General features: G+C 31.1%; 21 protein-coding genes. 20 read left to right on the top strand and 1 reads right to left on the bottom strand.

All coding sequences use genetic code 11. The annotated features are described in order from the left end of the window. The first annotated feature begins 11 nt into the window (after positions 1–11). The 16 genes from EB819_RS08415 to EB819_RS08340 all read left to right on the top strand — a co-directional run bounded on the left by EB819_RS08415 (position 12) and on the right by EB819_RS08340 (position 19,008). Positions 12–2,378: a GumC family protein gene (locus EB819_RS08415; protein WP_069798147.1), complete on the top strand. Its 2,367-nt coding sequence runs from the start codon at positions 12–14 to the stop codon at positions 2,376–2,378. 3 nt (positions 2,379–2,381) lie between these two features. Continuing rightward, positions 2,382–3,383: an SDR family oxidoreductase gene (locus tag EB819_RS08410; protein ID WP_069798149.1), complete on the top strand. Its 1,002-nt coding sequence runs from the start codon at positions 2,382–2,384 to the stop codon at positions 3,381–3,383. A 4-nt stretch (positions 3,384–3,387) separates the two neighbouring features. Next, positions 3,388–4,671: a nucleotide sugar dehydrogenase gene (locus tag EB819_RS08405; protein WP_069798151.1), complete on the top strand. Its 1,284-nt coding sequence runs from the start codon at positions 3,388–3,390 to the stop codon at positions 4,669–4,671. 19 nt (positions 4,672–4,690) lie between these two features. Next, on the top strand, positions 4,691–5,998 hold the full coding sequence (locus EB819_RS08400) for an oligosaccharide flippase family protein (protein WP_069798153.1): 1,308 nt from the start codon (positions 4,691–4,693) through the stop codon (positions 5,996–5,998). 558 nt (positions 5,999–6,556) lie between these two features. Further along, positions 6,557–7,258, top strand: coding sequence for a glycosyltransferase family 4 protein (locus EB819_RS12755; protein ID WP_158005951.1), 702 nt, complete (start codon positions 6,557–6,559; stop codon positions 7,256–7,258). Further along, a complete protein-coding gene (locus EB819_RS08390; RefSeq protein ID WP_069798157.1) occupies positions 7,255–8,121 on the top strand; it encodes a glycosyltransferase family 2 protein in 867 nt (288 codons plus the stop codon). The genes EB819_RS12755 and EB819_RS08390 overlap by 4 nt, the downstream gene beginning before the upstream one ends. An 11-nt stretch (positions 8,122–8,132) precedes the next feature. Then, positions 8,133–9,410, top strand: coding sequence for an O-antigen polymerase (locus EB819_RS08385; RefSeq protein WP_069798158.1), 1,278 nt, complete (start codon positions 8,133–8,135; stop codon positions 9,408–9,410). Then, complete coding sequence (locus tag EB819_RS08380) at positions 9,400–10,632, top strand: oligosaccharide flippase family protein (protein ID WP_069798160.1); 1,233 nt, start codon at positions 9,400–9,402, stop codon at positions 10,630–10,632. Before EB819_RS08385 ends, EB819_RS08380 begins: the two co-directional genes overlap by 11 nt. 2 nt (positions 10,633–10,634) lie before the next feature. Next, positions 10,635–11,627, top strand: a complete 993-nt coding sequence (locus EB819_RS08375; protein ID WP_069798162.1) for a CgeB family protein — start codon at positions 10,635–10,637, stop codon at positions 11,625–11,627. After that, the gene (locus tag EB819_RS08370; RefSeq protein WP_069798164.1) at positions 11,628–13,058 is read left to right on the top strand and encodes an O-antigen polymerase; all 1,431 of its coding nucleotides are present in this window, start codon (positions 11,628–11,630) and stop codon (positions 13,056–13,058) included. It begins immediately after the preceding gene. Between the two features lie 12 nt (positions 13,059–13,070). Then, positions 13,071–14,051, top strand: coding sequence for a glycosyltransferase family 4 protein (locus EB819_RS08365; RefSeq protein ID WP_069798166.1), 981 nt, complete (start codon positions 13,071–13,073; stop codon positions 14,049–14,051). Next, positions 14,048–15,073 (top strand): glycosyltransferase, encoded by a 1,026-nt coding sequence (locus EB819_RS08360; protein WP_069798168.1) that lies wholly within the window; start codon positions 14,048–14,050, stop codon positions 15,071–15,073. Before EB819_RS08365 ends, EB819_RS08360 begins: the two co-directional genes overlap by 4 nt. Beyond that, the gene (locus EB819_RS08355; RefSeq protein WP_069798170.1) at positions 15,057–16,091 is read left to right on the top strand and encodes a polysaccharide biosynthesis protein; all 1,035 of its coding nucleotides are present in this window, start codon (positions 15,057–15,059) and stop codon (positions 16,089–16,091) included. Before EB819_RS08360 ends, EB819_RS08355 begins: the two co-directional genes overlap by 17 nt. Positions 16,092–16,600: 509 nt before the next feature. Then, positions 16,601–17,014, top strand: coding sequence for a cupin domain-containing protein (locus EB819_RS08350; RefSeq protein ID WP_069798174.1), 414 nt, complete (start codon positions 16,601–16,603; stop codon positions 17,012–17,014). Positions 17,015–17,085: 71 nt separating this feature from the next. Beyond that, positions 17,086–17,832, top strand: coding sequence for a hypothetical protein (locus tag EB819_RS08345; protein WP_158005952.1), 747 nt, complete (start codon positions 17,086–17,088; stop codon positions 17,830–17,832). 57 nt (positions 17,833–17,889) lie between these two features. After that, positions 17,890–19,008 carry a polysaccharide biosynthesis C-terminal domain-containing protein gene (locus EB819_RS08340; RefSeq protein ID WP_069798178.1) on the top strand — a complete coding sequence of 373 codons (1,119 nt, stop codon included), beginning with the start codon at positions 17,890–17,892 and terminating at the stop codon, positions 19,006–19,008. A 21-nt stretch (positions 19,009–19,029) separates the two neighbouring features. On the opposite strand, the gene EB819_RS08335 is transcribed toward EB819_RS08340, so the two are convergent. Beyond that, complete coding sequence (locus EB819_RS08335; protein ID WP_069797575.1) at positions 19,030–19,908, bottom strand: IS982 family transposase; 879 nt, start codon at positions 19,906–19,908, stop codon at positions 19,030–19,032. Between the two features lie 336 nt (positions 19,909–20,244). Here EB819_RS08335 and EB819_RS08330 point away from each other — a divergent pair, with 336 nt between their 5' ends. From EB819_RS08330 to EB819_RS08315, 4 genes are all read left to right on the top strand, one after another. Beyond that, on the top strand, positions 20,245–20,622 hold the full coding sequence (locus EB819_RS08330) for a GxxExxY protein (protein WP_069798757.1): 378 nt from the start codon (positions 20,245–20,247) through the stop codon (positions 20,620–20,622). Then, positions 20,622–21,758, top strand: coding sequence for a non-hydrolyzing UDP-N-acetylglucosamine 2-epimerase (gene wecB / locus EB819_RS08325; RefSeq protein WP_069798755.1), 1,137 nt, complete (start codon positions 20,622–20,624; stop codon positions 21,756–21,758). The genes EB819_RS08330 and wecB overlap by 1 nt, the downstream gene beginning before the upstream one ends. A 2-nt stretch (positions 21,759–21,760) precedes the next feature. Next, entirely contained in the window at positions 21,761–22,975 is a 1,215-nt protein-coding gene (locus EB819_RS08320) for a glycosyltransferase family 4 protein (protein ID WP_069798754.1), read from the top strand. A 420-nt stretch (positions 22,976–23,395) separates the two neighbouring features. Further along, positions 23,396–24,286, top strand: a complete 891-nt coding sequence (locus tag EB819_RS08315) for an NAD-dependent epimerase/dehydratase family protein (RefSeq protein ID WP_069798750.1) — start codon at positions 23,396–23,398, stop codon at positions 24,284–24,286. Position 24,287: the final 1 nt, after the last annotated feature.

Here is a 24,287-nt window from a genome sequence, read left to right as displayed (position 1 = left end):
CGAATTTCCATATGAGCAACGATGTACATAATAATCAAGTCCAAGAACAAGAAATTAACTTAATAGAACTCATTAAACCTTATACCAGAAGATGGCCATGGTTTGTTGCAGGACTCATTTTATCTATTCTAGGAGCTTACTTATATTTAAAAACTCAAAATAAAATTTATTCTATTGAGTCTACCGTATTAATTAAAGATTCTAAAAGCAGTTCTTCTGTGCAAGATTTTGCAATCTTAAATGATATTTCGGGACTCGGGAAAATAGGAAGTAACGGGGTAGATAATGAAATGGAGATTTTCAAGTCTAAAAAAATTATGACAGAGGTTGTAAAACAATTAGGCCTTGAAACAGATATCCTTTTACCAGGTAAATTTCAGAATATAGAACTATATGGTAAATCTTCACCTATTATCGTAAAAGTATTATCAGAAAACGAAGATGCTAAAGAAATCACTCCTATAATTTTAAAAATATCAGGAGACAAACTTACCCTCTCTAGCGAGAAAATGCCAGCCATTGTAAGTACTTTTAATAAAACCATCGCGCTTCCTTTTGCGCATATCATGATTCTTAAAAACAAGAATTTTATACCTAAAAAAATAGAAGCAAAAGATTACAGTACGCTTCATCTGAACATTAAAAAACTAGAAGTTAAAACAGATGAGTATCAATCAAAGCTTAATGTAAGTCTAGTGAACAAAGATGCAGATGTTATTAAGTTAGCCATCAATCACTCGAACATAGAAAAAGCCAAAGACATCATCAATAGATTGGTGATGGTATATAACGAAGAAGCCATTAAAGATAAAAATGCAGAATCTTTAAAATCTGCAGACTTTATCAATGATAGAATCAATAAAATCGGTGAAGAACTCGGTCAAGTTGAAAACCAAAAAGAACAATTCAAAGCCAGCAATAACATTACAGACCTCGAAACAGAAGCTAAAATAAATTTAGAAACTTCTGCAGAGGCCAGAGCAAGACAAATTGAATTAGACTCTCAATTAGAACTTACCAATTCATTGCTTTCTTTTATTCAAACCCAAGGAACCTCTCAAGTGCTTCCAGTAAATGTAGGTCTAGATAATCCTACAGCCATTACCAATATTAGCGCTTATAATCAATTGGTTTTAGAAAGAAATCGCTTACTAGAAAATGGTACAGCTCAAAACCCAGTGGTAATAGACGTAACCAAACAAATCAATAATCTTAGAAATTCTATCATCCAGAATCTTAATAAAACCAGAACTGGATTGCAAATTGCTAGAAATAACTACGTAAGCGAACAAAACAAAGTGATTGGCAGAATCTCTAAAATCCCTTCTCAAGAAAAACTCTTTAGAGGAATAGAAAGACAACAGCAAATCAAAGAAAACTTATACTTGTTGTTACTCCAAAAAAGAGAAGAAACCGCAATTTCTTTGTCCTTAAATGGGAATAAAGCAAGAATTGTAGATTATGCATATTCTAACAAGTCTCCTGTTTCTCCTAAGAAAATGATTATCTATCTTACAGGTTTAGTACTAGGTCTTTTATTACCAATGACCATTATCTATCTGTTAGAACTATTCAATAATAAAATCAAAACTAAACACGATTTAGATAAATTGACCAATGGTAAAAATATCATTGGAGAAATCCCAAGATTAACAAAAGGGGAAGAAGAACTGATTAAACCAAATGACAGATCGGCTATTGCAGAATCTTTCAGAATTATCATTACCAATATGAGGTTCATATTGCCTAAAACAGATAAAGGGTCAGTGATTCTGGTTTCTTCTACAGTAAAAGGAGAAGGTAAAACTTTCGTAGCGGTAAATCTAGCGCTTACGCTTGCAAGTAAAACCAAAAAAACCATATTGATTGGTTCTGATATTAGAAACCCTCAGTTACAGAGATACAGTGAAGATAGAAAAAATCTAAAAGGGCTTACAGAATACCTTTGTGAAGAGGTTAATGATTACAAAGATATCATCCATAAATCAAACATCAATCCACATTTAGAAATCATATTCTCAGGAGCTATTCCGCCAAACCCAACAGAGTTGCTCAATAACGGAAGATTCCAAAAATTGGTTAATGATTTAAAAGAAGAATACCACTACATCGTAATTGATACAGCACCATTATTATTGGTAACTGATACATTTTTGATTACTGATACTGCAGACCTTACCCTGTACGTAACCAGATCAAATTATACCGAAAAAGGTTTAATAGATTTTGCGAGAAAGATTATAGACGAAGAAAAAATCAAAAACGTAGGATTCGTTTTAAATGATGTAGAACATGATTATTTCGGATACGGGAACAAATATGGTTATGGTTACCATAGTGGAGGTGAAGTAAAATGGTATTCTAATTTTTTTAAATAAAAAATGCAAAACATTAATTTTATTCAACTCAATAAAAAGAAAATTCTAGTCACAGGAGGAGCCGGTTTTATCGGGTCTAATCTTTGTGAGACCCTGTTAGATTTAGGAGCAATAGTCACTTGTCTAGATAATTTTTCTACAGGAAGAAGAGAAAATCTGGAAACCAGTCTTCAGAATCCCAATTTCATACTCATCGAAGGAGATATAAGAAATTTAGAAACTTGTAAAAAAGCCTGCGAAAATCAAGATTTTGTCTTGCATGAAGCAGCGCTGGGTTCGGTTCCTCGTTCTATTAATGACCCCATTACTAGTAATGAAGTCAATGTAGGTGGTTTCTTAAATATGTTAGTGGCTGCTAGAGATGCAGGCGTAAAAAGACTCATCTATGCGGCGAGTTCTTCTACTTACGGAGATTCTGAAGCTTTACCTAAAATAGAAGAAAGAATAGGAAAACCACTTTCGCCTTATGCAATAACCAAATATGTAAATGAGTTATATGCAGATGTTTTTAAGAAAACCTATGATTTTGATACTATCGGTTTAAGATATTTTAATGTCTTCGGAAGAAAGCAAAATCCAAATGGCGCCTATGCTGCGGTAATCCCCAAATTTGTCATGCAATTCATGAGTCATGAATCACCAGTGATTAATGGAGGCGGTGAATATTCTAGAGATTTTACGTATATAGATAATGTCATTCTAATGAATCTCTTGGCATTAACCGTAGAAAATGAAGAAGCACTCAATCAAGTATACAATACCGCTTTTGGAGAAAGAACAACCTTAAATGATTTGGTGAAATACCTGAAAGAATACCTTTCTGAATTTGATGCGGAAATTGCAAATGTTGAAGTGCTATATGGTGATTACAGAAAAGGAGATGTTCCCCATTCTCTAGCCAGTATAGAAAAAGCAAAAACACTTTTAAATTATAATCCGAAATTTTCCATGAAAGAAGGGCTTAGAGAAGCAGTGAAATGGTATTGGGAAAATCTAAAACAGTAATAAAATGAGTCATAAGATTACAATTATTGGTTTAGGATATGTAGGGTTGCCTTTGGCTAGATTATTTGCTACAAAATATCCAGTCGTAGGTTTTGATATCAATACTTCAAGAGTACAGGAACTCAAATCAGGAAAAGATGCTACTTTAGAAGTAGAAGACCATTTATTACAATCCGTGTTATTAAATGAAAATCCTTCTAAAGATAAAACTGGGCTTTTTTGTTCAGACCAAATAGAAGATATTGCAGATTCGAATATCTATATCATTACCGTTCCTACTCCTGTCGATAAAAACAATAGACCAGTTTTAACACCTCTATATAAGTCCAGCAAAACCGTTGGGAAAGTTCTGAAAAAAGGAGATATTGTCATTTACGAATCTACCGTATATCCTGGTGTAACCGAAGAAGAGTGTATTCCAGTGCTTGAAAAAGTGTCTGGACTTACCTTTAACGTAGATTTCTTTGCTGGATATTCTCCAGAAAGAATCAATCCGGGAGACAAAGAACATACCGTAGAAAAAATTCTGAAAGTAACCTCAGGTTCTACCCCAGAAATTGGAAAAATTGTAGATAATTTATATAAATCTGTGATTACAGCAGGAACCCATTTAGCACCTACCATCAAGGTGGCAGAAGCAGCTAAAGTCATTGAAAATTCTCAAAGAGACATCAATATCGCTTTTGTAAATGAATTGGCTAAAATATTCAATCTCATGAATATTGATACCCATGAAGTGTTAAAAGCTGCAGGAACCAAATGGAATTTCTTGCCTTTTAAACCAGGTTTGGTTGGCGGACACTGCATCGGAGTAGACCCTTATTATTTGGCACAAAAAGCACAAGAATTTGGTTACCACCCAGAAATTATTTTGGCAGGAAGAAGACTGAATGATTCTATGGGGCAATATGTAGCAGAACAAGTCATCAAAACCATGATTAAGAAAGACATCAATGTGAATGGTGCCGAAATCTTAATGCTAGGAATCACTTTTAAAGAAAACTGTCCAGATGTAAGAAATACCAAAATCGTAGACGTAATCAAAGCATTAGAAGATTTTGGGGTAAAAGTGACGACTTTTGATCCGTGGGCAAATCCTGAAGAAGTATATCACGAGTATAGCATATGGAGTACTAATGAAGAGCCTAATGCTAAATTTGATGCTATTGTATTAGGAGTAGCACATAAAGAATTTTTGGATATGGATTTTTCGTTTCTTAGAAAAGAAAATGCTATATTGTACGATGTAAAAGGTGTTTTAAAAGGTATAGCAGATAACTCTTTATAGTAAAATTTATCTTTTGAAAATGAAATTAGTAGACCAGTTTAAAAATAGACTGCTAAATAGTAAACTTATCAATGATTCTTTCTGGTCTATTGTAGGTAATCTTGTTGGGAGAGGTTTAGGGCTGGTAGCTGGTATTTATGTGGCGAGACAATTAGGAAAAGATATTTATGGAGAATACAGTGCCATTAAAAATATGGTACTCTTTATGAGTGTAATTTCTAATTTTGGGCTAGGTTTTACGGCAACAAAATTTGTGGCAGATTATACCAAAAATAGTGAACATGCACATAAACTCAGATGGTTTATTAAATATGCCAATAGGATTACTTTAATTTTCAGTGTGGCGGTGGCATTCATCATATTTATTTTTTCAAAATATTTTGCAGACAATGTGCTAGAAGTGCCCCATTTAGAAAATACAGTTAAATTACTCTCTATTCTAATTATAATTAATTCACTTACTTCTACACAAATAGGCATCATTTCTGGTTTTAGAAAATTTAGAGATTTAGCAAAAATTAATATTATAATTGGCTTTGTTTCTTTTATCTCCACAATAGTATTGGTGTATTATCTTAATTTTTTAGGCGCAATCTATGCCTTAATCATTACGCAACTAATTAATGCTTTATTAAACTATTTATTAGTCTACAATACAACAAGTCACATAAAATTAGAGATCAGTAGTGATAAATCAATACTAAAAAATATAGTATCATATTCTACTCCAGTTGCATTACAAGACATTATCCGATCTTTAAGCGGATTTATTATGACAGTTTTATTAATTAAGTTCTCAGGCCATAGTGAACTAGGAATTTATAACGCCGCTATTCAATGGAATTCCGCTATCTTATTTATTCCAGGCATTCTAAGAAATGTAATTCTTTCATATTTTTCTTATTATAATGATGATGCGTATTCTCACAATAGAATTTTAAATATTACAATTTTAATCAATGTTATAGTTACTTCTTGTTTATCTTTAGGAGTCTTCTTATTTGGAGATTTTATCTCAAATTTTTATGGTAAAAGTTTTTCTGGATTAAGTGTAATTCTTACAATTTCTGTTTTTAATACCATTTTTTCTAGTGTAAATAATGTTTTTGAGCAAGCGTACTTATCTAAATCTCTGAATTGGCAAATGTTTTTAATAAGACTTTTTAGAGAAATTACTATTTTAATATTGTTTATATTATTAGTAAATTACACCATATTTAGCGGGGCTTATTCTATGGTAATAGCCATTTTATTGATTTCAGTGATTACATTATCATTTACTATTTATTATTATAGAATACATTCTAAAAAAGTAGAAATATCATAAAAAAATATTATATAAACTTTTGGATAAAAAAAATGCTAACTGAGACTTTAAATACTAAAGTTCAAAGAATGAAAAATATAAATAAGAGTTTATAAAGAGTAAATAAACAAGTGATAAAAAATTAAATTAGTACAAGAAAAAATGAATATATTTTTCCCCATACATACATTTTATCCCTCACAAACTGGGGGGCCATGTAATAGTGTGTATGCAATTACTAAAGAACTCTCTTTATTAGGACATAAAATTTACATTCTAACAACCAATATAGGCATAGAGAAAAATAAAGTAAAACTGAATAAGTTCTATAAAAATAAGGCTGGAATTACCTACTATGATGATTCATTAAGCTATTTAAAATGGCTTAAATTAATGATATACTTGTTGAAAAGAGTAGATGCAATACATATTACCAGTGTTTTCAGTCCATTTTCAGTGTTTTGTTTTTTAATAACCGTAATTTTTTTTCCAAATAAAAAAATCATTATCTCTCCAAGAGGAGAATTAAGTGAAAAGGCCTTGATTTATAACCAAAAAAAGAAAAAATATGTACTAAAAATGTATAAATTTTTTCGTAAAAACATCTACTTTCATGCCACTTCAAAAAAAGAATACAACGAGATTAAAAACTTTTTCCCAACTGCAGAAGTAATCACGATTCCTAATTTAATAAAATCTCCAGAAAGAATTCATCATCCTATACAAAATGATTTCTTATTCGTAGGGAGAATCCATCCCATTAAAGGAATTGATAGACTCATAGAAGCTTGTGCCAAAAGTGAGAAATTCCTAAACTCAAACTACAGATTGCTCATTGTAGGAAAAGGAGAAAAAAGTCAACTTACATTTTACAATAATCTTCTAAAAATTATAGAAGAAAACCATTTACATAATAAAGTGATTTTCTTAGGTCACCAAGATGGAAAAGAAAAAGAAAAATATTATGCACAATCTAAATTTCTATTTCTAACCAGTGATTCAGAAAATTTTGGAAATGTTGTCATTGAAGCCCTGAATCAAGGAACACCTGTTGTAGCTTCTCTGGGAACACCTTGGGAAATTTTAGAAGAATTCAAAGCCGGCTTCCATATCCAGAACAGTGCAGAAGAAATAGCGAAGATTTTTGATAAAATAATAGAACTGCCAGAACAAGAATATGCAGCGTACAGAGAAAATGCAGTGAAATTAGTAGACCAAAATTATAACATAGATTCACAGTTTTATAAGTGGATTGAAGCGTATCAAAATGTATTAAAATGATTACACTGATAATTTTAACATATAACGAAGAGTTACACCTTCAGAGATGTCTAGAAAGTGTAAAAAATTTGGCAGAAAGAATCATCATTGTAGATTCTTTCTCTACGGATAGAACTTTCGAAATTGCTCAAAATCATGGAGTGAAATTTTTACAAAGAAAATTTATCAATCAAGCTGATCAGTTAAATTGGGCTTTGGAGAATCTGAATATTGATACAGAATGGATTTTAAGATTAGATGCAGATGAATATTTAACTCCAGAACTTTACAAAGAAATCAATGATAGAATAAAAACAATTCCTCATAATGTGAATGGTATTGTTTTTAAACTTAGAGTGTATTTTATGGGGAAATGGATTAAAAATGGTGGATATTATCCTATGAAGCTTCTAAGAATGTGGAGAAACGGAAAGGCATCAATTGATAATAAAATGATGGATGAAAGAATGAATGTATTATCAGGCGAAATACTAGAATTCAACCATGATTTAGTTGATGAGAATTTGAGTACTCTGGTACATTGGACAGATAAACATAATAACTATTCTACTAGAGAAGCGATAGTTAGATTAGATGCAAAATATAAATTTTTAAACGAAACAGAACAATTAGTTCATAAATCAAATAAACAATTTTATTTGAAATTACCGTTGTTCTTTAGAGCTTTATTTTATTTTTGTTTTCGCTTTTTCTTGAAAAGAGGTTTTTTAGATGGTAAACAAGGACTAATTTGGCATTTTTTACAAGGGTTTTGGTACCAATTTTTAGTGGATGCCAAAATTTTCCAAATAGAATATTTAGCCAAAAAGGAAAATAAAACCGTAAAACAAATTATCGAAGAAAAATTCAATTTTAAATTTTAAAATCGTCACCGTTGTATTCAGTAATTTTTTATATACTTTCTTTATGCATAATTTTAGCATGTCTTTTCTTTTTATGGAAAGACAAAGAAAAGGTATTTAACCTCAAGGCCGTTTTTAATATATTTTATTTGCTTTTTTTTGGAGTAATCCCCATATTTCAATTCTCCGAAAGAGCTTCTTTCTTTGGAGGCAGAACTTTATTACCTCTTGAATATGTAACGGTAACCACTATTTTTTTTGTAATCGTTATATCATTTAATGCGATATATAATTATTTGTCAAAAAAGAAAAAAAAACTTAAAGAAGATTTAGATATCAAAACGGAGACTTCTAAAATAGAAATTAATGAATACTTGTTAGGCTCTTTTTTAATAGGAGCGCTTTTAATAAAAGGGATTTTTATTTATTCTGGGTATGTACATTTTTTTCAAAGAGGTTTTTTCTTTGAGATTCAGAATAAACTTTTAGGTGCACTTGCAAATCAAGTGTATATTTTAATTTCCATAATCCCTTTGACGGTATTACTGTATGTCATTAACGGAAATATCTTTATAAAAAATAAATTTCTCATAACGGTATTAGTGCTTGTAGCTATTACTAATGCATTTCCTACTGCTATGTCTAGAGCAAATGTAGCCACCCTTTATCTTCCTATTTTAATATTATGGTGTAGAAAATATTTTTCTGTAAAATATTTTTCTGTATTTCTGATAGGCTGTTTCTTAATCATCTTTCCTATGTTGAATAAATTTAGAGAATACCAATTCACAAAAAAAATGAATTTTTTTGAGGGGTATTTTCAATTTAATCAAGGGCATTATGATAATTATTATAATTTTGCCCTCACGTATTTTGATGTGCCGATTACTTATGGGAAACAATTACTAGGAGCGTTTTTGTTTTTTGTACCAAGAGCATTATGGCATAATAAACCAATCGGTTCAGGAAATTATATGGCAAATATAGAAAGGTTAACATTTGGGAATGTATCTCAGAATTTTTTTGGGGAAGGCTACATTAATTTTGGAATCTTAGGGATAATTTTATTTGTTATTATTTACGCATGGTTAGCATATCTAATAGATGAAGAAGGAAAAATGAGTTGGGAAAAAAAATCTTGGAAAACTGTTATTTATCTCCAGCTAGTTTTTCTTTCATTTTATCTAATGAGAGGTGATTTGATTTCATCTTTTTCTCTAATTGTAAATTATATATTAGCAAATGGTATTATTTATATAGTAGTAATATTTTTTAATAACAGAAAAAGGAAGATAAATAATGCAGGTTAAAAGTTTAATCCAAAAATTACTTAAAAATAGAGAAAGAAATTATTTATTGTTTTCTCAAATTTTAGGTGCGTTTATAGGGATTGTTTATGGGAAACTGGTGGCGGTATATATTCCTATTAGTGATTTTGGGGTTTTTAATTTATATTATGGAATTTATTTTTTCTTTTTTTCCGTTTTTTTTAATCCACTTTTACAATTCATTAAGGTTAATAATTCTAATCTTCAATTGATAGGACACAGAAATATTCTGAAAATTTTTGTAGTATTTTTAATAGTGAATGCTTTGATATTATATTTAGTTTTTAAAATTAAATATAATATTTCCCCTTTTTTAGTTATTCTAATAAATCTATTTTTAGTAAGTAATTTTTTATTTAATTTATATACAGATTATTTTAATCTTAATAATAAAATAAAATTATTTTCTACTGCTAATATTCTAAAAAATATTTTTCTTCTTACATCATTAGGTTTTTTTATTTTTTTTGGTAATAAAGTATTAAATGGACTAGAAATTTTATGGATTACACAGTTATTTGGCTTTGTAGGAGTAATTATTTGTTTTTTTAAAAAATATAAATGGTATTTTAATAATCATATAGAATCATTTAAAGAATTTTTTAGAAAATTCTTCCTTTACTCAAGTCCTTTAATTATTTTGGCTTTTTGGTCTTGGGTAAATACCTATACAGACAGGTATATCATAGAATATTTTTTAGACGAGAAGAGTGTAGGATTATATAATGCCAATTTAGGGCTGGGATCAAAATTTTTTCTTTTATTTTATCCTTTTTTTACAACACTTCTTACTCCTATTATCTTTAATAAAGAAATAAATACTATTGAGAAAAAGAAAGTTATTAATAAATATGCTAAAGTGTATGGAGCTGTAGCTGTACTGTTTCTTATTTTTGTTCTTGTATTTTTACAATTAATAGGAAATATATTGTTATCAGCTCAATATAAAGAGGGTTTTTTTATAATATTTTGGGGAGCTTTAGGTTATTTCTTACTCACACTAGGATACTTTTTTGAAATGATTTTTTATGCAAATCATCAAACAAAAATGATTTTGTATGCAAACATTGTATCAGGAGTTTTAAGTATTGTTTTTAATATTATCTTTATCAATATTTTCGGTTTAAAAGGAATTTTACTTGGCTTCATATTAGCGGTAGTAAGTAAACTGTATTTCCTTTACATAAATTACAAAAAATTATAATTATGAGAATAGCAATTATTGGGAGTAAGGCTTTTGATAGCCTAGAATATCATTTGCATGATACACTAAAAGTAATGGGACACGATATATTTCATATAGACTTAGATGATATAATACCGGTTCCTCTGAGATATAACCAATTGTTTAGATTATTGTCAAAAAAATATGATGAACTTATATTTAATAGATTAGCAGACAAAGTTGTAGAGGCAAGTCCAGAATTAGTAATTGCTACATATAGATTTATTCATCCTTTATGTATCAAAAAAATTAAATATAATCTTAAAGGAGCAAAAATTATTCATATCAATCCAGATCAGATTACTACTTTAGATGTACAACAAATTTTTGCATCCGAATACGATGCTTGGTGTACAAAAGATCCTTTCATGGTAAATTTCATGAAAAATAAAATGAAACTCAATACTCATTATTTCCCAGAAGCACTAAATCCTAGAATCCATAAACCCTACGAAGGAGATAGAACTGAGAATGAAAAAAAAGTAAATATAGATGTGGTTTCTTTTGGAAGCATGTATCCATACAGACAGAGGATGTTGGAACAAGTGATTAATAATGGTATTAATTTAAGTATTTTTGGGGTACCTAATAAAAGATTTTTCAACCCCCTAATAAAAGAAAATTTCAGAAACGAATTTATTACAGGAGAAAGAAAAGCAGAAATTATTACAGGTGCAAAAATAGTATTTAATAACTTTCATTATGCAGAAGTAGAATCTGTAAATGTGAAATTTTTTGAAATCAATGGAATTGGGGGATTTCAATTATGCGATTATAAAAAAGCACTAGAAGAATATTCTCCTATTGACCCAGAAAAGTACAGTTTTAAAACAATTGACGAAGCCATTGAAAAAATGAAATATTATCTAGAAAAGCCAAATGAAAGATATGAAATAGCTAAAATACAATGCGAGTATTTTCATAAAAATCATACGTATGAAATCAGATTAACAGAACTTTTGAATAAAATATAAATGAAATTAGTATTAAACAGAAAACTCTATCTATTTATAAAAGCCACAATTTGGTTTTTATTCTTCGTTTTTTGTTTTTATACTTTAGAAAAGGTGACAAAAAGGTCTACCATTATCTATGAACTCATCATCAGTGGTTTTATTATGGAACTCTCTGTGATGAAATTCCTAAGAACTTGGTATAAATATAAAAAACCAACCGTAATAGATTGGTTTAGACTCACTACTTTTTATGGGTTGTTGCTAAACTATTTTATGGTAATTACTGAAATCGGAGATAATAATCTATGGAAGTATGACAATATTAAACTGGATGATATTTTTATTATTCCTACACTCATTACGATTTTAATTGGACTTTTAGCTCTAAATTTAGCAGAGTTCATTGTCAAGTTTGTTAAAATAAATAGCAAACCTTCTACAAGAAAATTTCACTATATCCTTAGATATAAATTTATTTTAATAGGCTCTGGATTGTTTGTTTTTGTAATGCAACTTGTGCTCCTATTAACTGGGGTAATAGGATATGGTACATATACAGAAAACACTACCTCAAGTTTCTCTTTCTTGTTGCAAATCATCAATTCTCTTAAACTATTCTATATTCTACTTTTTGGCTACCTAATCTTCTTTTATCGATTCAAAGACAAATTTATTACCAGCAGTTACTATATTTTTATTGTCCTTTATCTAATCTTTGGATTGCTCTCCGGAATGAAAGAAAATGTAATTGTAGTGCTGGTTGCAATTTCAATTCCCTATTTTTTAGCAGGAAACGGTATCCCCAAAAAATGGCTACTCACTTTTGTGGTGATCTTCTTCTTACTATATCCTATCAATAATAATTATAGGGACTTACTGATTCATTTCCCTAAAATGGATAAAAAAGAAGCCATAGGTTTAGCCGTAGCCAAAACTTTTAGCCAAGATCTTACTGATATTTTTAAAGAAAGTTCTGATAGTTATTCAGAAAGACTTGCTCTTTATCCCAATTTACAGTATGCGGTGCAAACAGAACAAGACTGGACCTACTATAAAAACATGGACAGATTTCCATATTTGCCTTTTTCATTCTTGCCCAGATTCTTATTGCCTTCTAAACCAGTCTCTGATACAGGAATGGTACTCAATAAAATGATGACTGGAAATGACAGAAGCTCTCAAACAGCTACCACTTTCGGTTGGGCTTATCTAGAAGGAGGAATTTATTTTGTTTTATTAGAGTTTTTTATTTTTGGTGTAGTATTATCATTATTTCAATTTTCTAGAAGAAAAAATGGAATACTATTACAACTCTTTTTAGGAAACCTTACCATAATGATGCTCAAAGTAGAATCTGATATCTATTTTCTTCTGGCAACCATCATTCAAGATTTTATCATTTACACTATTCTAACCTTCTTCTTTATGAAGAAAAAAATTATTAACTAATTACCAATCATCATGAAAGTAAATTTCTTCAATAGAAAACTTACTAAAAGTCTAAGCATAGAAAAATTATTCAGTTTCATTATTCCTGAAATTGATAAATTAGGGTATGATACTAAAATCATAAACAATCCCTATGATTTAAATATCTTGGGAGTTATAAAATCCATATTGTTTTTTAGAAGTAAAAAAACAACCATTAATCACATTACCGGAGATATCCATTGGCTCGCAATATTTCTAAACCCAAAATCTACTGTTTTAACCATTCATGATTTAGTGGGACTTACTCAATTAAGTGGTTTGAAAAGATGGGTTTTTTATTGGTTTTGGGTATACTTACCAATCAAAAGATTGAAATACATTACTACCATTTCACAGAAAACAAAAAAAGAAATTGTAGAATTATTACCTTGGGCAGAGCATAAAATTACCGTAATAGAAAACTGCCTTACTTTTCCCGTAAAAAAAGTAGAAAAAATTCCCAATGCAATAACACAGATTTTAATCGTAGGAACCAGAGTCAATAAAAATATAGAAACTACCTTCTCTGCAATAAAAGATTTACCCGTAGAACTCACGATTGTAGGTGAACTAAGCAAAAAACATTTACAATATCTGAAGGAACATAACATTCGTTTTAAAAATAAAATCAATATTTCTGAAGAAGAACTTCAGCAAATTTATTTTGAATCCGATATTTTATGCTTTCCATCTCTCTACGAAGGATTTGGACTCCCTATTTTAGAAGCACAAGCCTCAGAAGTAGCCGTTATTACCTCTAATATTTCTCCTACCAAAGAAGTTGCAGGAAAAGGTGCCATTTTAGTAAATCCATTAGATAAAAATGAAATAAAAAAATCCATAGAATTATTAATGAATGATGCAGAATTCAAAAAAACTTTAATAAATTCGGGGTTAGAAAATATTAAGAATTATTCTCCACAAATGATAGCAAAAAAATATTCAGAACTCTATAAAAAAATGATGCAATGATACTATTAGACGCCGTTTACATTAATATGGGTGGTGGTAAAGTATTATTAGATCATTTAATGACTGAATTAGAAAACACAAATGAAAAAGTTTTTTATCTTTTAGATGATAGAGTCCAAAACAACCATATACCAGTAAAACAAACAAACAAAGTACAATTCATAAAAGCAGGATTTGTACAGAGAGCTCGTTTTTACAAAAATAATAAGAATTCTTTCTCCTCCATTCTGTGCTTTGGGAATTATCCCCCTTTGTATAAGACGAGTGCCAAAGTGTTTACTTATTTTCACCAAAGCTTATTTTTAGAATTGCCAGAGGATCTTAGCCTAAAACAAAAATGGGTTTATGGCCTCAAAGCATTAATCCTTAAAATCAAAATTCAGAATACCGATTACTGGATGGTGCAATCCGATAAAATAAAAAATGCGTTAGCTAAAAAATTTAAAATTTCAGAAAATAAAATTCTTGAAATGCCTTTTTATCCCAGACTTCCTGATACTAAACAAGTCGATAAAATTGAAAATACTTATACCTATATAGGTGATGCTTTTGTAAGTAAAAACCATAGAATCCTCATTGAAGCCTTCTCAGAATTTTATCAGAAATTCCATAAAGGAGAGTTGATCCTCACAATAAGCAATCGCGAAAAAGAAATTATAGATTTAATTGCTGATAAACAAATGAAAAATATTCCTATTAAAAATGTAGGAATGGTTGACAGAACTAAAGTTTCTGAAATATTACAATGCGCAGAATATGTAGTATATCCATCTCTAGCCGAAAGTTTTGGATTGAGTATTATTGAAGCCATTGAAAAAGATTGTAAAATTATTGGGGCAGATTTACCTTATATGCATGCAGCTTGTGAACCTTCTTTACTTTTTAATCCTTGTGATAAAAAATCCTTAGTTGAAGCATTATCACTATCTTTGCAAAAAGACATAAAAAAGTCTACAAGTAAAATTCCAAATAAAATTTTTGAAATTATTAACCTATTGACCCATCATGCAAATCAAAGATAAAATCCTTCTTATCACAGGCGGAACAGGTTCTTTCGGAACCGCAGTTCTTAATCGTTTTTTACATACAGACCATTTCTCAGAAATCAGGATTTTTTCACGCGACGAAAAGAAACAGGATGATATGAGAAACCTCTATAAAAATGATAAAATAAAATACTACATCGGCGATGTAAGAGACTATTCATCAGTAGAACCCGCAACAAGAGGAGTAGATTACATCTTTCATGCAGCTGCCTTGAAACAGGTGCCTTCTTGTGAGTTTTTCCCAATGCAAGCTGTAAAAGCCAATGTAGAAGGTACACAAAACGTCATCAGAGCGGCAGCGCAAAATGGCGTGAAAAAAGTAATTTGTCTTTCTACTGACAAAGCAGCTTATCCTATCAATGCCATGGGAATTTCTAAAGCCATGATGGAAAAAGTGGCGGTAGCAGAATCTAGAAATCTCACAGATACCGTGGTGTGTCTTACCAGATACGGAAACGTAATGGCTTCTAGAGGTTCTGTAATCCCATTGTTTTTAAGCCAAATTCAAAAAGGCGAACCAATCACCATCACAGACCCTAATATGTCGCGTTTCTTCATGTCTCTTGAAGATGCGGTAGACTTAGTGTTATTTGCTTTCGAAAACGGAAATCCTGGAGATTTATTCGTAAACAAAGCGCCAGCTGGAAGCATTGGAGACTTGGCAAAAGCATTAATACAACTTACAGGAAAAGAAGTGCCTGTGAAAATCATTGGGACCAGACACGGCGAAAAACTCTACGAAACGCTCTGCACCAGAGAAGAAATGCAAAAAGCAGAAGACATGGGAGATTTCTACAGAATTCCTGCAGATAATAGAGACTTAAACTACGCCAAATATTTCTCTGAAGGAGAAGAAGATATGTCTAAAATTGAAGATTATCATTCTCACAACACAGAACAACAAGGGGTAGATGGATTGAAAAAACTCATTTCTAAATTGCCTTTAATCAGAAAAGAAATTTTTGGTGAAGACGTTTTACAATATCCAATGTAATCTTTTTAATCTAATAATTTAAAGAAATTCGCAAGAAATAAAAAAAAACATCCGCAAAAATCTGCGAATAAAATCCGCGAAAATCTGCGAGAAATAAAAACCTCCGCAAGAAAAAAAATAGTAAAAAAGCATCCGCGAGAATCTGCGAGAAATAAAAACCTCCGCAAGAAAAAACAATATAGTAAAAAACCATCCGCGAGAATCTGCGAATAAAATTTGCGAAAATCTGCGAGAAATAAAAACCTCCGCAAGAAAAAAAAATAGTAAAAAAGCATCCGCGAGAATCTGCGAATAAAATTTGCGAAAATCTGCGAGAAATAAAAACCTCCGCAAGAAAAAACAATATAGTAAAAAACCATCCGCGAGAATCCGCGAATAAAATTTGCGAAAATCTGCGAGAAATAAAAACCTCCGCAAGAAAAAACAATATAGTAAAAAACCATCCGCGAGAATCTGCGAGAAATAAAAACATAGATTTTTAGTAAAAATTTAAAAAAAAACAAAGTCACGTGAATCCATCTATTATAAACGGAAATCATTTCCAAGACCACAGAGGAATACTGCGTTACAATAATGATTTTGATGCGTCCTCCATCAAGAGAATTTACATCATAGAAAACAAAGACCTCTCTATCGAAAGAGCTTGGCAAGGTCACAGAATCGAACAAAGATGGTTTTCCGCTATTAAAGGAAGTTTTTTAATCAAATTAATTCAAATAGATAACTGGGAAAATCCTAATCCAGAATCTACGGTATTGGAGTTTGAAATCAATGACCAAAATTTAGAAATTTTACACATTCCCAGTGGATATATAAGCTCGATAAAGGCCACTACAGATGACGCTAGATTACTCGTAATGGCAGACTATTTGTTAGGAGAAATAAAGGACGAATACAGATTCCCCTTAGATTATTTTAAATGATAATGAAGAAAAAATTACTCTTTTTATTACTAATATGTTCTCAATTTCTTTTTTCTCAAAAGAAAATTTTGTTGTTTTCTCCTGAATCGTATCAATACAAAGTACAATCAGAATTTGTAAAAAAGAACAAAGTCAATACCATTACCGTTTTTTATCAACATGAATTTGTAAAAGGCAATCACCTAGACGAAAAACTACTGATAAGCAGTATCGAAAAAAAAATCCCCAATAAAAAGGCAACCGGTTATGCCAGTCTAGATTGGGAAGGTGAAGCACTAAGAGCCGTTACAGACCATACAGAAGCTTCTGATTTCTATATGAAGCAAATGATAAAGGCGATAAAAGTGGCAAAAAAAATGAGACCTCATGTAAAATGGGCATACTTTGATTTGCCAGTCATGAGTTTTGTAACGAAAAATGGTGACGAAAGCAACGAAAATCTCATGCCACTCTACAAAGAGTTAGACTATCTTTCACCATCGTTTTACTTGTATTTTAACAATACCTTTATCATCAATCAGTTTTATGCTTCCAATGCCAAGTCAATTCTTAAAATTGCAAAAAAGTTAAATAAACCCGTTTTGCCTTATATTTGGAATAGATTTCATCCCAATAATGGAGACCATGCCTTTCAATTAATTCCTGATGAGACTTTTGATACTTATCTCAAAAGCTTTTTAGAAGTCAATGAAGCAGGAAAAAAAATAGATGGGGTAATCTGGTGGCATTCAGAATATTATACTTATCTTAATAAAAAAGAAAATAAAAAAACAAGTAGAAGCTTACAAAGAGGTAAAAGATATAGACACTTACCTTAATCAAGTATTCAACAGATATTATAAAAGAATTAAATCATTGCTCAAAAAAACACCAAAATGCTGAAAATAGGAATTACAGGACAAGAAGGTTTCGTAGGTTCACATCTTTACAATACATTAGGTTTACAACCTGAAAAATATGAGAGGGTTCCCTATGATAAATCTTTTTTTCAAAATCCAGAAAAATTAGAAAATTTCGTGGCACAATGTGATGTAATTGTACATCTTGCTGCTATGAATCGCCATCCTGATCCAGAAGTGATTTATGAAACCAATGTAAATTTGGTAAAACAACTTATCACTGCTTTAGAAAAAACCAATTCCAAGGCGCATGTGTTATTCTCATCTTCTTCACAGGAAGAAAAAGATAACCTCTACGGAAAATCCAAAAAAGAAGGGCGTGAACTATTAAGCAATTGGGCAAAAAACCACGGCGGAACCTTTACAGGATTAGTGATTCCAAATGTTTTTGGGCCATTTGGAGCTCCTAATTATAATTCTTTCATCGCTACATTTTGTCACAAATTAACCCATGGAGAAACACCAGAAATCCAACAAGACGGCGAGGTAAATTTAATCTATGTAGGCGAATTGGTACAAGAAATCATCAATAAAATAGAAGCGGGCGTTTCAGAAGAAATCTACCACGTTCCTTATACTTCTACGCATAAAGTAACAGAAGTTTTAGCCAAATTAGAAAATTATAAAACCTTATATCTAGAAAACGGCGAAATCCCAGAACTGAAAACGCCTTTTGATTATCAATTATTCAATACTTACAGAACGTACATTGATCTAGAAAATCATTTCCCGGTGAAGTTTACTCAGCATACGGACCATAGAGGAGCGTTTGTAGAATTAATAAGATTAGGAATTGGCGGACAGTGCTCTTTTTCTACCACTGTTCCCGGAATTACCAGAGGAAATCATTTCCATACCAGAAAAATCGAAAGATTTGCCGTGATTAAAGGAAAAGCTTTAATTCAATTGAGAAAAATAGATTCAGACCAAGTGCTTGATTTTTATTTAGATGGTTCAGAGCCAGCTTATGTAGACATGCCGATTTGGTACACTCACAATATCAAAAACATAGGAGAAGAAGAACTGTATACCATGTTTTGGATAAACGAACCCTACAATCCAGAAAATCCAGATACTTATTTCGTAGAAGTATAAATTGAAAAACCTATTGTGCATTTAGCACAAATTAATTTTTAATTTGTTCAAACTTCTCTTAAATACGAAGAAATTTAGGTATTGAATCATCGTAAAAGAAGTTATTTTCGATACTATTCTTGTTGCTAAACCTTGAAATGTTTTTGCAAAGTTGGTGTTGATTGTGAACTGTCCGCACAATTGCGAGATATTGGTCTCAATACGTTTTCTGATTTTAGATTTTGTTCTTGAAAACTCCACAAAATTATGCTGGTTCTTGCGCATTGGGACTGAAAGATTTATCCTAGAATAGTTGAATAAATCCATTTGAATTTCTTTGCTGATATATCCTCTATCTCCTATTAACAGGCAATTCTGAAAATTTTCTTTAATGTCATTAAGGTAATTAACATCATGAACGTTTGCAGGTGAAAAATCGAAAGAATGAAAGATTCCATTCTTGTCGCAAACTGCATGAAGTTTATAACCAAAATATCTTGACTTCTGTGCAGCACAATATCCAAAAGAAGGTTTAATTTCATCTGTTGCGCAGATTGCCGAGCGATTTGCTCTACTAATTTTGCATATTTCAATTGGCGTTGAATCTACAATAAATACATCGGTAAAATCCGAAAAATTGTTGCTTAAAGTTTCTCTGATCTTTTCAATGTAAGGTAAAAGTTTTCTCTTTCTTTTATTATAGACACTTCTTTCAATTTTTCCGTCCAAATCGGTTCCTGAAATACATCTAAACAGCTGTAATTCAGAGTTAATTGACATGTATTCCGCAGTAACATTAAGTGCCACAAGTTCCAAATCAGACATTTTTGGAAGCCTAATTTGCTTGGTTGTAGTTATATGTTTACAAGTATTTGTCAATTCTTTTAAAATAATATTGTAATTTTGAATGAGATTGTTCATATATTTAATGACTTGGTAATCAACTAAATATACGATTTTTTAATCAAATGGACAATCTTTTTCTTTCTTAATTCCTAAATGCACAACAGGTATTGAAAACATAAAAAACCATCCGCGAGAAATAAAATCCGCGAAAATCAGCGGATAAAATTTGCGAGAATCAGCGAGAAATGAAATCCGCAAAAATCAGCGAGAAATAAAATAAACATCAGCAACAAATAAAATCCGCAAAAAAATAAAAACATAAAAACCATCCGCGAGAATCAGCGAATAAAATCCGCGAGAATCTGCGAGAAATGAAATCCGCAAAAATAAAAAACATAAAAAACTATAACCATGACCGAAAACGAAATATCTTATCTCATAAGAGGCGCCATATATAAAGTATATAACAATATTGGTCCAGGATTATTAGAATCAGTTTATGAAACCGCTCTTGTTTATGAACTAAGAAAAATAGGGTTAAATGTAAAGTCTCAATTAGGATTGCCATTCATTTATGAAGAATTAAAAATGGAAGTTGGCTTTAGAATTGATATTTTTGTAGAAAATAAAGTAATTGTAGAAGTAAAATCAGTAGAACATCTCGCAGAATTACATTACAAACAATTATTAACCTATCTTAAACTATCAGAAGTGAAATTAGGACTATTAGTAAATTTTAATACTTCTGAAATTAATGAAAATATAATAAGAATTGTAAATCATTTATAATGAAAAAGTTAAAAGTAATGACCGTGGTAGGAACCAGACCAGAAATCATCAGATTATCTATGGTTCTTAAAGCATTAGACCAATCAGACGCAATAGAACACACCATAGTTCACACCGGACAAAACTATGATTACGAACTCAATCAAATATTTTTTGAAGATTTAGGACTTCGTAAGCCAGATTATTTCTTAGAAGCTGCTGGAAAAACTGCAACAGAAACTGTAGGAAATATTTTGATTAAAATAGACCCACTTCTGGAATACATTCAACCAGACGCATTCTTGGTATTAGGAGATACCAATTCTTGTTTGTGTGCCATTCCTGCGAAGAAACGTCAGATTCCTATTTTCCACATGGAAGCAGGAAACCGTTGTTTTGACCAAAGAGTGCCAGAAGAAACCAATCGTAAAATTGTAGACCACACCGCAGATATTAATTTGACTTATTCTGATATTGCAAGAGAATACTTGCTAAGAGAAGGCCTTCCAGCAGACAGAATTATTAAAACTGGTTCGCCAATGTTTGAAGTACTGAATCATTACCTTCCAGAAATTGAAAAATCTGATGTTTTGTCAAGATTAAATTTAGAAGAAGGAAAATATTTCGTGGTGTCTTCTCACCGTGAAGAAAACATCAATTCTGAAAAGAATTTCAACGGATTAATCGAGAGTTTAAATACTATTGCCGAAAAATTTGGCTATCCCATCATCGTTTCTACACACCCGAGAACCAGAAATATGATAGACAAAAAACAAATTTCGGTAAGACCAGAAATTCAGTTTTTAAAACCGCTAGGATTCCATGATTATAATGCATTACAAATGAGAAGTTATGCCGTGTTATCAGATTCAGGAACGATTTCTGAAGAATCTTCTATTCTGAATTTCAGAGCGTTAAATATCAGAGAAGCGCATGAAAGACCAGAAGCAATGGAAGAAGCCAGCGTAATGATGGTTGGACTTTCGCCAGAAAGAATCATGCAAGGTTTAGAGCAGTTAAAGACACAAAAATTTGGAATGCACAGAAATTTCCGCCAAGTAGCAGACTATTCGATGCCGAATGTTTCTGAAAAAATGGTGAGAATTATCTTGAGCTATACCGATTATGTAAACAGAGTAGTGTGGAGTAAAAAATAAAGATGAAGATTTTATTAGTTACCCAATATTTTTATCCCGAAACCTTCAAAAGTACAGATCTCGCTTTTGAATTGCAAAAACGTGGTCACGAAGTAACGGTACTCACAGGAATTCCCAATTATCCGGAAGGGAAAATCTATGAAAGCTATGGTTTTTTTAAAAACCGTAAACAAAATATTAATGGGGTGAAAATCATTCGTTCACTGCTTTTGCCGAGAGGAAATGGCGGTGGAATCCGTTTGTTTTTAAATTACTACAGTTTTGCATTTTTTGCTTCTATAAAAGCTTTTTTCTTAGGAATAAGCAATACGTATGATGCGGTAATTGTACATGAACCATCACCAATTACACAGTTTTATCCAGCTCTTTTGCTCAAAAAATTATGGAAAACACCTGTTTATTTTTGGGTAATGGATTTATGGCCAGAAAGCCTTTCCATTGCGGGAGGAGTAAAAAACAAAATGGTATTAGGTTACTATGAATCTGTGGTGAAAAATTTCTACAAAAATTCAGAAAAAATACTCATCACCTCAAAAGGTTTTAGAAAGTCAATCAATGAAAAAGGCGATTTTGACAGTAAAATAGTTTATTTCCCGAATTGGGCAGAAGATTCTATTTCCGAAGGAGATAAAAACTATCCTATTCCCACACTTCCAGATGGTTTCAAAGTTATGTTTGCAGGAAATATTGGAGAAGCGCAGGATTTAGACAATATAATGAAGGCGGCTTTAGAGCTGAAACAACATAAAAAAATTAAATTTGTGTTAGTGGGTGACGGAAGAAAGATGCCTTTTGTAAAAGAATTTATAGAAGAAAATCAATTGCAGGAAACCGTTCACCTTGCAGGAAGATTTCCTGTAGAAGCGATGGCAAGTTTCTTCAATAAAGCGGAAGTCATGCTCGTAACACTGAAAGACGACCCCATTTTTAACCTTACCGTTCCAGCAAAAGTGCAGGCTTACATGAGTGCTTCAAAACCTATTGTGGCGATGCTGAATGGAGAAGGTGCCGAAAACATCAAAGAGTCAGAAAGCGGATTTGCGGTAAATGCTGGTGATTACAAAGCTTTAGCAGAAACCATTCTCAAAGCATCTGAGTTGCCAAAAGAAGAATTAGAGAAACTCGGACAAAACGCAAGAAAATTCTACGAAGAAAACTTCAGAATGAGCGAATGCATCACCAATTTAGAAAATATTTTAAACGCTAAAAACCAATAAAACCCGCACATAATTTGCAATAAAAAATAAAAACCGCAAGAAAAAAATCCGCGTAATCTGCGTAATCTGCGAGATAAAAAAAATAAAGCATAAAGATTATTTCGCGAAAATCTGCGAGAAAAAAATAAAATCCGCAAGAATTAAAAACATAAAGAAAAAGATCCGCGTAATCTGCGTAATCAGCGAGAAAAAAAAATAAAGCATAAAGATTATTTCGCGAAAATCTGCGAGAAAAAAATAAAATCCGCAAGAATTAAAAACATAAAGAAAAAGATCCGCGAGAATCAGCGCATAAAATTTGCGAAAATTAGCGAGAAAAAATCCGCATAATCTGCGTAATCAGCGAGAGAAAAAAAATCAGCAAGAAATAAAAACATCAGCAAAAGAATAAAAGAGCCTAAACTTTTCAAAAGAACATAAATGAATATAATAATAACAGGAGCAACAGGATTTGTAGGAAAAAATCTTTCAAAATTTTTGAAAGAAAAAGGACATCATATTTCGCCATTATCTCTAAGAAAAGCTTGGGAACTAGACCAAAATGCAGAAGCCATTATTCACTTGGCTGGAAAAGCACACGATACCAAAAACACTTCTGCTGAAAAAGAATATTTTGAAATCAATACAGAACTCACCAAAAAATTATTTAAAGAATTTCTAAATACTACAGCACAAGATTTTATCTATTTCAGCAGCGTAAAAGCCACTGCAGACACAGTAGAAGGTTTCTTAGACGAAAACCATAAATCTAATCCACAAACACCTTACGGAAAATCCAAATTGGAAGCCGAAGAATTTTTATTAAGCCAAAAATTACCAGAAAATAAAAGACTCTTCATCATTCGTCCTTGTATGATTCACGGACCAGGAAATAAAGGAAACTTAAATCTTTTGTATAAATTTGTACAAAAAGGTATTCCTTATCCATTAGCAGCTTTTGAAAATAAACGTTCATTTTTAAGCATTGATAATCTTAATTTCTTAATTTTAGAAATGCTTTCTAATAAGAACGTAGGTTCAGGGATTTACAATTTTGCAGATGATGAGGTACTTTCTACCAATGAATTGGTAAAACTCATTGCCAATACTTCGGGGAAAAAGGAAAAATTATGGAAAATTTCTTCAAAACTCATTTCGGCAACTGCCAAAATGGGAGATGTGATGAAATTACCTTTAAACTCAGAAAGACTAAAAAAGTTGACCGAAAATTATTGGGTAAGCAATCAGAAAATAAAAAATGCTTTAGGAATAGACCAATTGCCTGTTTCTGCAAGTGAAGGGTTAGAAAAAACGATTAAAAGTTTTAAATAAT

It is taken from the genome of Cloacibacterium normanense, from assembly GCF_003860565.1.
Taxonomy (GTDB): Bacteria; Bacteroidota; Bacteroidia; order Flavobacteriales; family Weeksellaceae; genus Cloacibacterium; species Cloacibacterium normanense.
Note: the sequence above shows the minus strand (reverse complement) of the source record. Positions and strands in the feature narration are given on the sequence as shown.